This window comes from Rubritepida flocculans DSM 14296 (genome assembly GCF_000425365.1).
Lineage (GTDB): Bacteria > Pseudomonadota > Alphaproteobacteria > Acetobacterales > Acetobacteraceae > Roseococcus > Roseococcus flocculans.
Genome location: NZ_AUDH01000001.1, coordinates 362,034 through 371,216, shown reverse-complemented (window position 1 = coordinate 371,216; position 9,183 = coordinate 362,034). Strand labels below are relative to the sequence as shown.

Here is a 9,183-nt window from a genome sequence, read left to right as displayed (position 1 = left end):
CGCTGGTATGCCTTTATTTTGGCGCGCAGCCGCCACACCAACCCTGCGCGCGATACGGTCGGCATGTCATGCCGACCGTATCACTTGCGGGGGCGCGCGAAACTCCCCATAGCCTAGCGCCCCGGCGGACCCTTCCGCCTGGATGAGCGCGAAGGTTGTCGGGTCTTGCTCGCTCTGCGGATCATTCCCTGCCTGGACGTGAAGGATGGGCGCGTCGTCAAGGGCGTGAACTTCGTCTCGCTCCGCGACGCGGGCGATCCGGTGGAGCAGGCCCGCGCCTATGACGCGCAGGGTGCGGACGAGATCACCTTCCTCGACATCGCCGCGAGCCACGAGAACCGCGACACCATGCTCGACGTGGTGGCGCGCACCGCCGCCGAGGTGTTCATCCCGCTGACCGTGGGCGGCGGCGTGCGCAGCGTGGAGGATGTGCGCCGCCTGCTGCTGGCCGGCGCCGACAAGGCGAGCATCAACAGCGCCGCCGTGGCCGACCCCGACCTGGTGCGCCGCGCCGCCGAGGCCTTCGGCAGCCAGTGCATCGTCGTCGCGGTGGACGCGAAGCGGGTGGGCGAGGGCCGCTGGGAGGTGTTCACCCATGGCGGGCGCCGGCCCACCGGCCTCGACGCGCTGGCCTGGGCCGAGCGGGTGGCGGCGCTGGGGGCGGGGGAAATCCTGCTCACCTCCATGGACCGCGACGGCACGAAGCAGGGCTTCGACCTCGAGCTGCTGCGCGCGGTGACGCGGCGGGTGCGCGTGCCGGTCATCGCCTCGGGCGGCGTCGGTTCGTTAAGCCATTTCGTGGAGGGTGCGGCGGCCGGCGCCACGGGGCTGCTGGCGGCGAGCGTGTTCCACGACGGCCTGTTCCGCATCGGGCAGGCGAAGGAGGCGCTGGCGGCGGCGGGCTGGCCCGTGCGCCGCGTGCGGGAGATGGCGTGATGGCGAAGCTGCTGAAGGCCGGGAAATCCGCGAAGAAGAAGGCCGCGAAGCTGCCCCTGCCCGAGGGCGTGCCGGCCGTGCCCCTCGCGCCGCCCAAGGCCGTCCGAAAGGCCGAGGCCGCGCATCTCGCCCCCTTCGCGCCGCCCACCGACGGCGACGCCCGCGTGCTGGACCGGCTGTGGGAGACGATCGAGGCCCGGCGCCTGGCGGGCGATGCGGCGGCCTCGCACTCCGCGCGGCTGCTCGCGCGCGGCACGCCCAAGGTGGCGCAAAAGCTGGGCGAGGAGGCAGTGGAGCTGGTGATCGAGGCGGTGGCGCGCAACCGCCCCGCCACGGTGAGCGAGGCCGCCGACGTGCTCTACCACCTCATGGTGGTGCTGGTGGACGCGGGCATCCGCCCCGAGGAGATCTGGGCGGAGCTGCGCCGGCGCGAGGGCGTTTCCGGCATCGTCGAGAAGGCCTCGCGCCCCCGCCCCAAGGCGCTGCTCGCGCTCGCGCAGACCACCAAGCTGCCCTGACGGCCCGGGCTGTGGCAGGATCGGGGGCGAGAACCTCCCCGAGGAGTGCCCATGCCCGTCTCCGGCCTGCCGCCCTATGATCCGACCAACGTCTTCGCCCGCATCCTGCGCGGGGAAATCCCCAGCAGCCGGGTCTTCGAGGACGAATGGGCGCTCGCCTTCCACGACATCGCGCCCCAGGCCCCGGTGCATGTGCTGGTGATCCCGAAGGGCCCCTATGTCTCGGCCGCCGATTTCCACGCGAGCGCGAGCGACGCCGAGATCGCGGGCTTCTGGCGCGCGGTGAACCGGGTGGCGAAACAGCTCGGCCTGGACGAGCCGGGGCACCGGCTGCTCGCCAATGTCGGGCCGGATTCGGGGCAGGAGGTGCCGCACTTCCACGTCCACATCCTCGCGGGCCGGCCGCTCGGCCCCATGCTCGCGCGGGGCTGAGCCGCGTGGCCGACCCCGCGGCCGAGGCCCGCGCCGCGCTGGAGGCGGCGGGCCAGTTGCCCGACGCGGAGCTCGACATCGCCGCGGTGGCGCTGCAGTTCGCGCGCATCGACGCGCCCGAGGCGGACTGGCGCGCCGCCGCGGCCGAGCTCTCCCTGATCGCGCGCGAGGCGGTGGCCCTGGCCGTGGCCGACCCCGCCGCCGACGCCGGCGAGGCCGAGCGCCGCCGCGCCGCCCTCGCCGGGCTGCTGCACGAGCACATGGGCTTCTCGGGCGACCGCGAACGCTATGACGACCTGAACAACGCCAACCTCATCCGCGTGCTGGAGCGGCGCAAGGGCCTGCCCGTGGCGCTCGGCATCCTCTGGCTGCACGCCGCCGAGGCCGCGGGGTGGGAGGCGCAGGGCGTGGATTTCCCCGGGCATTTCCTCATCGGGCTCGCCCATGCGCGCGGGCTGCTGCTGGTGGACGTGTTCGGCGGCGGCGCCCCGCTCGGCGCGCCCGAGCTGCGCGCGCTGATCAAGCGCGTGGAGGGGCCGCGGGCGGAGCTGCGCCCGGGCCTCGTCGCGCCCATGACGAAGCGCGCGGTGCTGCTGCGCCTGCAGAACAACATCAAGCTGCGCCGCCTGCGCGCCGGCGACATCGAGGGCGCGCTGGCCTGCGCGCAGGACATGCTGCGCCTCGCGCCCGACCATGCGGGGCTGTGGCGCGAGGCGGGGCTGATGCTGCAGCGGCTGGACCGCATCGCCGCCGCGCTGCAGAGCCTCGATCGCGCCCTGGCGCTGGAGCCGGAGGGCGAGGGCGCGGCGCGGCTGCGCGGGCTGATGGAGGAGCTGCGGAACCGGCTGAACTGAGACGGGCGGCCGCTGGTATGCCTTTGTTTTGGCGCGCAGCCGCCACGCCAACCCTGCGCGCGATACGGTCGGCATGCCCTGCCGACCGTATGACAGATCCGGCGCTTCGGCCGGCGCGCCTCAGCGCCCCGCATCCTCCGGCACATAGACCGCGCCCTCGAGCAGCGTGACCGGCACCGCCTCCAGCGCATCGCCCATGCAGGGGCCGGAGACGCACTCGCCATCCTCCACCCGGAAGCGCGCGCCATGGGCGGAGCAGACGATCATCTCCCGCTTGCGGTCGAGGAAACGGTCGGGCACCGGCTCCAGCGGCAGGCCGATATGCGGGCAGGAGTTCACATAGGCGAAGACGCGCCCGCCGCGGCGGATGGCGAAAAGCCCGGTGAAGCCGCCCGGCGGCGCGGGGAAGCCGCGCGCCCCGCCGTCCGGGATCTCCTCCAGCCGGCAGAGCAGCCGCAGGCCGCGCGTCAAATCCCCGCCATCTCGCACAGCACGCTCCAGTGTTCGGGGCTGATGGGCATGACCGAGAGCCGCGACTGGCGCACCAGCGCGATGCCCTCGAGCCGCGGCTCGGCCTTGATGGCGGCGAGGCTGACGGGGCGCGCCACGGGCTTCACCGCGCGCACGTCCACCGCGACCCAGCGGCCGGTCTCGTCGGTCGGGTCGGGGTAGGCGGGGCGGACCACCTCCACCACGCCCACGATCTCCCTGCCGATGTTGGAGTGGTAGAAGAAGGCGAGATCGCCCACCGCCATGCTGCGCAGGAACTTCGCCGCCTGCGCGTTGCGCACCCCCGTCCAGGGCTCGACGCCGTTGCGCACCTGGTCCTCCCAGGAGAACACGTCGGGCTCCGATTTGACGAGGAAGTGCTGCGGCATGGGTGCGAGGGATTCGCATATCCGCGCGCGCTTGACCACAGCGCCGATTCGTTGCGGGGGCGCAGATGTTTCGTTGCGGGGGGCATGCTTCAAGTCGGCGGCCGCGCGCCCTAATGTGGGGGCGTGGAACCCGTCGCACCCCCGTCGGGCGCGCCCCGCGCGGGCAGCGCCCTGCACCGCTTCGCCAATCCGGGCCGCTTCCTGCGGCTGACGGAGAACTGGCTGCCCTGGCTTTCCGGCGCGGCGCTGCTGGTGCTCGGCTCGGGCGCCGTGTGGGGGCTGCTGCTCGCCCCGCCCGACTGGCAGCAGGGCGAGACGGTGCGGATCATGTTCGTGCATGTCCCGATGGCCTGGCTGGCGATGGGCGGCTATCTCGGCCTCGCCATCCTCTCGCTCATGTCGCTGATCTGGCGGCACCCGCTGGCCGATCTCACGGCGCGCGAGCTCGCGCCCGCGGGCGCGGCGGTCACGGCGCTCTGCCTCGTCACCGGCAGCCTATGGGGGCGGCCCATGTGGGGCACCTGGTGGGTGTGGGATGCGCGGCTGACCAGCGTGCTGGTGCTGTTCTTCCTCTGGCTCGGCCATGTCGCGCTGGTGCGCGCCTTCGACGACCCGGAGCGCGGGGCGCGCATGGGCGCGATCCTGGCCCTGGTGGGGGTGGTGAACCTGCCCATCGTGAAGTTCTCGGTGGACTGGTGGAACACGCTGCACCAGCCCGCGAGCGTGACGCGGCTCGACGCGCCGGGGATGCATGTGGACATCCTCTACCCGCTGCTGTGGTGCACGCTGGGCTTCTCGCTCGCCTTCATGGCGGTGGTGCTGGCCGCGACGCGGGCGGCGGTGATGGAACGGCGCGTGCGGGCGCTGCAGATGGCCGCGGCGCGGCGCGCCGAGGCCGCGCCCGCCGCCATGCGGGAGGCGGAGGCATGAGCTGGCACTGGTGGCATGTGACGCTGAGCTGGGCGGCCACGCTGGGCGCCTTCGCCGCGCTGGCGGCCGTGGCGTCCTGGCGGCACCGGGCGGCGAAGCGCGCGCTGGCGCGGCTCGAGCAGCGCGGGCGGGGCGCGGCATGACCCGCAAGCGCCGCCGCATCTGGATCCTGCTGCTCTGCGCGCTCGGCCTCGGCTCGGCCACCGCGCTGACGCTGACGGCCTTCCGCGACAACCTCGTCTTCTTCTTCTCGCCCTCCGACATCCTGGCGAACCCGCCGGGCGAGGGCCGCGCCTTCCGCCTGGGCGGCCTCGTCGAGGCCGGCAGCGTCGAGCGCCATGGCGAATACCAGGGCCGCCCCGCCATCCGTTTCCGCGTGACCGACGGCGCGAACGCCATTTCCGTGGTGTTCACCGGCGTGCTGCCCGACCTGTTCCGCGAGGGCCAGGGCGTGGTGACGCAGGGCGTGCTCGGCCCCGACGGCGTGTTCCGCGCGCGCGAGGTGCTGGCCCGCCACGACGAGACCTACATGCCCCCCGAGGTGGCGGATGCGCTGAAACGCGCCGGCCACTGGAACCCGGCGCAGGGTGCGGCGCCCCCGGCCGCGCAGTGGAACACGCTCGACCCCGGCCGGCCGGCCCCGCCGCGGAGCGGCTCATGAAGAGAATCGCGCGGAGCGGCTCATGATCCCCGAACTCGGCCATTTCGCCCTCATCCTCGCGCTGCTGCTGGCGCTCGCGCAGTCGGCGCTGCCGCTGATCGGCGCCGAGCGGGGCGATGCGCGGCTGATGGCGGCCGGCGCGCCGCTCGCCACCGCGGGGCTGATCGCCGTCGCCATCGCCTTCGCCGCGCTGATGTGGGCCTATGCGGCCAACGACACCACGGTGATCAACGTGGTGCAGAACAGCCACTCGGCGAAGCCGATGCTCTACAAGATCACCGGCACCTGGGGGAATCACGAGGGCTCCATGGTGCTCTGGGTGCTGGTGCTGGCCGGCTGCTCCGCCGCCGTCGCCGGCTTCGGGCGCGAGCTGCCGAGCGCGCTGCAGGCGCGGGTGCTGGCGGTGCTGGGCATGGTCTCGGTGGGCTTCCTCGCCTTCATCCTGCTCACCTCCAACCCCTTCGAGCGCGTCTGGCCGCCGCCGCCGGACGGGCAGGGGCTCAACCCGCTGCTGCAGGACATCGGCCTCGCGATGCACCCGCCGCTGCTCTACATCGGCTATGTCGGCTATGCGGTGACCTTCGCCTTCGCCGTGGCCGCGCTGATCGAGGGGCGGGTGGACGCGGCCTGGGGGCGCTGGGTGCGGCCCTGGTCCCTCGCCGCCTGGGCCTTCCTCACGCTTGGGATCGCGCTCGGCTCCTGGTGGGCGTATTACGAGCTGGGCTGGGGCGGATACTGGTTCTGGGATCCGGTGGAGAACGCCTCGCTGCTGCCCTGGCTGGCGGGGGCGGCGCTGCTGCACTCGGCCATCGTGGTCGAGAAGCGCGAGGCGCTGAAGATCTGGACGGTGCTGCTCGCGCTGCTCGCCTTCGCGCTCTCGCTGCTGGGCACCTTCCTGGTGCGCTCGGGCGTGCTGAACAGCGTGCACGCCTTCGCCTCCGACCCCGCGCGGGGCGTGTTCATCCTCGGCCTGCTGCTCGTCTATGTGGCGGGGGCCTTCGCGCTCTTCGCCTGGCGGGCGCCGGCCATGGCGCCGCAGGGGGTGTTCGCGCCCCTCTCGCGCGAGGGGGGCATCGTGCTGAACAACCTGCTGCTCTGCTCCATCGCGGCGGTGGTGTTCGTGGGCACGCTCTACCCGCTCTTCCTCGACCTGCTGACGGGGCAGATGATCTCGGTGGGCCCGCCCTTCTACAACGCGGCCACCGCGCCGCTGGCGCTGCCGCTCGTCATTGCCATGGCGGCGGGGCCGCTGCTGGCGTGGAAGCGGGCCGCGCTCTGGCCGGTGCTGCAGCGCCTCTGGGCCGCGGCGCTGGCGGCCTTCGCGGCCTTCCTGGCGGCGCTGGCGCTCTCCGGCTGGCAGGTGCTGCCGGCGCTGGGCTTCGCCTGCGGCCTGTGGCTCATCGCCGGCGCGGCCACCGATATCGCGGACCGCGCGGGGCTGGGGCGGACGCGGCTCGCCAATGCCTGGAACCGCGCCCGCAACCTGCCGCGCGCCGCCTGGGGCGCGGCCATCGCCCATGCGGGCATGGGCGTGACCATCCTCGGCGTCGCGGGCATGGGGCTCGCCACCGAGAAGCTGGTGGCGCTGCCGGCCGGCGGCAGCGCGCAGTTCGCGGGCTACGAGTGGCGGCTGGAGGGCGTGCGGGACTTCCAGGGCCCCAACTTCACCGCGCGCAAGGCCACCATCACCGTGCTGGACCAGGGGCGCGTGGTGCATGTGATGGAGCCCTCCAAGCGCTTCTTCCCCATCGGCCGCACCAACACCACCGAGGCGGCCATCCGCACCAACCTGCTGCGCGACCTCTACGCCGTGCTCGGCGAGGAGCGCGACGGGCCCAGCGGCCAGCGCGAGGCGGTGCTGCGGCTGCATTACAACCCGCTCGCGCCCTGGATCTGGATCGGCGCGGGCATCATGGCGCTGGGCGGCGGGCTTTCGCTGGCCGACCGGCGCGTGCGCATCGGCGCGCCGGCCCGTCGGCGCGGTGCGGCGGAGCAGGCGGCATGATGTGCGCCGCCGATTCACGCCTCCGCGCGCGCCGCGCGCTCCGGCGATCGGAGGCGGCATGATGTGCGCCGCCGATTCACGCCTCCGCGCGCGCCGCGCGCTCCGGCGATCGGAGGCGGCATGATCGGCGCCGCCTCCCCCCGCCCCTCCCGCCGGGGGCTGCTGCTGGCCGCGCCCTTCGGCCTCGCCGTCGCGGCCGGGGCGGGGTTCTGGTTCATGCTGCGCGGGCTGCAGGATGGCAGCTTCAACCCGCGCGGCGTGCCCTCGGCGCTGATCGGCCGCCCGCCGCCCGAGTTCGCGCTGCCCGCCGTCGAGGGCGCCGGCCTGCCCGCCCTCTCCTCGGCCGATCTGCGCGGGCTCGCGCGGCCGGTGGTGGTGAATTTCTGGGCCTCCTGGTGCGTGCCCTGCATCATCGAGCACCCGCAGCTCATGGCCCTCTCGCGCGAGGGCGTGCCGGTGCTCGGCATCAACTACAAGGACCGCGCGGCCGATGCGCGCGGCTTCCTCGCGCGGCACGGCAATCCCTACCAGCGCCTGGGCGCGGACGAGCCGGGGCGCGTCTCCATCGACTGGGGCGTCTATGGCGTGCCCGAGACCTACATCCTCGACCGTCAGGGCATCATCCGCTGGCGCTGGGCCGGGCCCATCACGCCCGAAATCCTGCGCGAGGACGTGACGCCCCTGCTGCGCCGCCTCTCCGCATGAGACGGCTGCTCTGGCTCCTGCTGGCGCTGCCGCTCGCCTTCGCGCCCGCCGCGCGGGCGCAGATCGGCGACACGACCTACCGCCTGGCCGATCCGGCGCAGGAGGCGCGCGCGCGCGAGCTCGGCAAGGGGCTGCGCTGCCTCGTCTGCCAGAACCAGTCCATCGAGGACAGCGACGCCGCCCTGGCGCGCGACCTGCGGCGCATCGTGCGCGAGCAGATCGCGCAGGGCGCGAGCGACGAGCAGGTGATCCGCTTCGTCCATGAACGCTATGGCGACTTCGTGCTGCTGCGCCCGCCGGTGAACGCCTTCACCCTGCTGCTCTGGGGCACGCCGGCGCTGGCGCTGCTGGGCGGCCTCCTCGTCATCTGGCGCGCGCGCCGCCGCGCCGCCGGCATCGGCGACACCGAACTGAGCGAGGCCGAGCGCGCCCGCCTCGCCGCCCTGCAGGATTCCCCGCGCCCGTGATGTGGCTTGCCCTGGCGCTCGTCGCCGCCCTGATCCTGGCGCCTGTCTTCCACGCGCTGTTCCGCCCCCCCGTGCTGCGCGACCGCGCGGCGAGCGACCGCGCGCTGTTCGAGGCGCAGCTCGCCGAGATCGACGCGCAGTTCGCCGAGGGAAGGCTGGACGAGGCCGCGCACAAGGCCGCGCGGGTGGAGGTGCAGCGCCGGCTGCTGGCCGCCCCCGCCCCCGCCCCCGCCGCGGCGCCGCGACGCCCCTCCCGGCTCCTGCTCGCCACCCTGGCGCTGGTGCCCGTCCTGGGGGTGGGGCTCTACATCTGGCGCGGCTTCCCCGAGATGCCCTCCGCGACCCTCGACCTGCGCCGCGAGGCCGAGGCGCGCGACGAGGAGCTGATCACCCTCCTCCGCACGCGCCTGCAGAACGCGGATCCGAACACGGAGGTGGGCCGGCAGGGCTTCATCCTGCTCGGCAACGCCGAGCGCAACCGCGGCCGCTGGGCCGAGGCCGCCGCCGCCTGGGAACGCGCGCTGGGCGCGCGCTTCGACGTGGGCCTGGCCGGAGACCTCGCGGAGGTGGAGATCGAACGCGGCGAGACGGATTCCGCCCGCCGCTGGATCGAGCGCGGCCTGGCGGTGGACCCCGCGAACCCGCGGCTGCGCTTCCTCTCGGGGCTGGCGGAGGCGCGCGCGGGGCGCACCGAGATCGCCCGCACCACCTGGCGCGCCCTGCTCAACGACGCGCCGCGCGACGCGCCCTGGCGCGAGATCGTGGAGCAGCGCCTGCGCGCGCTGCCGTGACGACGC

Annotated in this window: 13 protein-coding genes; 11 read left to right on the top strand and 2 right to left on the bottom strand. The window is 74.1% G+C overall.

Going from position 1 to position 9,183, the window contains the following annotated elements:
* The first annotated feature begins 165 nt into the window (after positions 1–165).
* The 4 genes from hisF to H596_RS0101830 are packed head-to-tail and all read left to right on the top strand — an operon-like array spanning position 166 to position 2,740.
* Complete coding sequence (gene hisF / locus H596_RS0101845) at positions 166–936, top strand: imidazole glycerol phosphate synthase subunit HisF (protein ID WP_027283444.1); 771 nt, start codon at positions 166–168, stop codon at positions 934–936.
* Complete coding sequence (locus H596_RS0101840; protein ID WP_037299538.1) at positions 936–1,454, top strand: phosphoribosyl-ATP diphosphatase; 519 nt, start codon at positions 936–938, stop codon at positions 1,452–1,454. The genes hisF and H596_RS0101840 overlap by 1 nt, the downstream gene beginning before the upstream one ends.
* A gap of 51 nt (positions 1,455–1,505) precedes the next feature.
* The gene (locus H596_RS0101835; protein ID WP_027283442.1) at positions 1,506–1,886 is read left to right on the top strand and encodes a histidine triad nucleotide-binding protein; all 381 of its coding nucleotides are present in this window, start codon (positions 1,506–1,508) and stop codon (positions 1,884–1,886) included.
* Positions 1,887–1,891: 5 nt separating this feature from the next.
* Complete coding sequence (locus tag H596_RS0101830; protein WP_037299535.1) at positions 1,892–2,740, top strand: SirB1 family protein; 849 nt, start codon at positions 1,892–1,894, stop codon at positions 2,738–2,740.
* A gap of 120 nt (positions 2,741–2,860) precedes the next feature.
* On the opposite strand, the gene H596_RS0101825 is transcribed toward H596_RS0101830, so the two are convergent.
* The gene (locus tag H596_RS0101825; protein WP_027283440.1) at positions 2,861–3,211 is read right to left on the bottom strand and encodes a Rieske (2Fe-2S) protein; all 351 of its coding nucleotides are present in this window, start codon (positions 3,209–3,211) and stop codon (positions 2,861–2,863) included.
* A complete protein-coding gene (locus tag H596_RS0101820) occupies positions 3,208–3,618 on the bottom strand; it encodes an EVE domain-containing protein (protein WP_037299532.1) in 411 nt (136 codons plus the stop codon). The genes H596_RS0101825 and H596_RS0101820 overlap by 4 nt, the downstream gene beginning before the upstream one ends.
* A gap of 123 nt (positions 3,619–3,741) precedes the next feature.
* On the opposite strand from H596_RS0101820, the gene H596_RS0101815 reads away from it, so the two are divergent.
* The 7 genes from H596_RS0101815 to ccmI all read left to right on the top strand — a co-directional run bounded on the left by H596_RS0101815 (position 3,742) and on the right by ccmI (position 9,177).
* The gene (locus H596_RS0101815) at positions 3,742–4,548 is read left to right on the top strand and encodes a heme ABC transporter permease (protein WP_027283438.1); all 807 of its coding nucleotides are present in this window, start codon (positions 3,742–3,744) and stop codon (positions 4,546–4,548) included.
* Positions 4,545–4,691, top strand: coding sequence for a heme exporter protein CcmD (gene ccmD / locus H596_RS23230; protein WP_084602507.1), 147 nt, complete (start codon positions 4,545–4,547; stop codon positions 4,689–4,691). The genes H596_RS0101815 and ccmD overlap by 4 nt, the downstream gene beginning before the upstream one ends.
* Complete coding sequence (gene ccmE / locus H596_RS0101805) at positions 4,688–5,209, top strand: cytochrome c maturation protein CcmE (protein WP_027283437.1); 522 nt, start codon at positions 4,688–4,690, stop codon at positions 5,207–5,209. Before ccmD ends, ccmE begins: the two co-directional genes overlap by 4 nt.
* A 22-nt stretch (positions 5,210–5,231) precedes the next feature.
* Positions 5,232–7,214, top strand: a complete 1,983-nt coding sequence (locus H596_RS0101800) for a heme lyase CcmF/NrfE family subunit (RefSeq protein WP_027283436.1) — start codon at positions 5,232–5,234, stop codon at positions 7,212–7,214.
* A gap of 120 nt (positions 7,215–7,334) precedes the next feature.
* A complete protein-coding gene (locus H596_RS0101795; protein WP_027283435.1) occupies positions 7,335–7,919 on the top strand; it encodes a DsbE family thiol:disulfide interchange protein in 585 nt (194 codons plus the stop codon).
* Positions 7,916–8,386, top strand: a complete 471-nt coding sequence (locus tag H596_RS0101790) for a cytochrome c-type biogenesis protein (RefSeq protein WP_027283434.1) — start codon at positions 7,916–7,918, stop codon at positions 8,384–8,386. The genes H596_RS0101795 and H596_RS0101790 overlap by 4 nt, the downstream gene beginning before the upstream one ends.
* Entirely contained in the window at positions 8,386–9,177 is a 792-nt protein-coding gene (gene ccmI, locus H596_RS0101785; protein WP_027283433.1) for a c-type cytochrome biogenesis protein CcmI, read from the top strand. Before H596_RS0101790 ends, ccmI begins: the two co-directional genes overlap by 1 nt.
* The last annotated feature ends 6 nt before the right edge of the window (positions 9,178–9,183 follow it).

What these genes read in the sequence shown, in the direction of transcription:
- H596_RS0101840 (WP_037299538.1), top strand. Translation starts at nt 936, where the DNA reads ATGGCGAAGCTGCTGAAGGCCGGGAAATCCGCGAAGAAGAAGGCCGCG.
- H596_RS0101835 (WP_027283442.1), top strand. Translation starts at nt 1,506, where the DNA reads ATGCCCGTCTCCGGCCTGCCGCCCTATGATCCGACCAACGTCTTCGCC.
- H596_RS0101820 (WP_037299532.1), bottom strand. Translation starts at nt 3,618, where the DNA reads ATGCCGCAGCACTTCCTCGTCAAATCGGAGCCCGACGTGTTCTCCTGG.
- ccmD (WP_084602507.1), top strand. Translation starts at nt 4,545, where the DNA reads ATGAGCTGGCACTGGTGGCATGTGACGCTGAGCTGGGCGGCCACGCTG.
- ccmE (WP_027283437.1), top strand. Translation starts at nt 4,688, where the DNA reads ATGACCCGCAAGCGCCGCCGCATCTGGATCCTGCTGCTCTGCGCGCTC.
- H596_RS0101800 (WP_027283436.1), top strand. Translation starts at nt 5,232, where the DNA reads ATGATCCCCGAACTCGGCCATTTCGCCCTCATCCTCGCGCTGCTGCTG.
- H596_RS0101795 (WP_027283435.1), top strand. Translation starts at nt 7,335, where the DNA reads ATGATCGGCGCCGCCTCCCCCCGCCCCTCCCGCCGGGGGCTGCTGCTG.
- H596_RS0101790 (WP_027283434.1), top strand. Translation starts at nt 7,916, where the DNA reads ATGAGACGGCTGCTCTGGCTCCTGCTGGCGCTGCCGCTCGCCTTCGCG.
- ccmI (WP_027283433.1), top strand. Translation starts at nt 8,386, where the DNA reads ATGTGGCTTGCCCTGGCGCTCGTCGCCGCCCTGATCCTGGCGCCTGTC.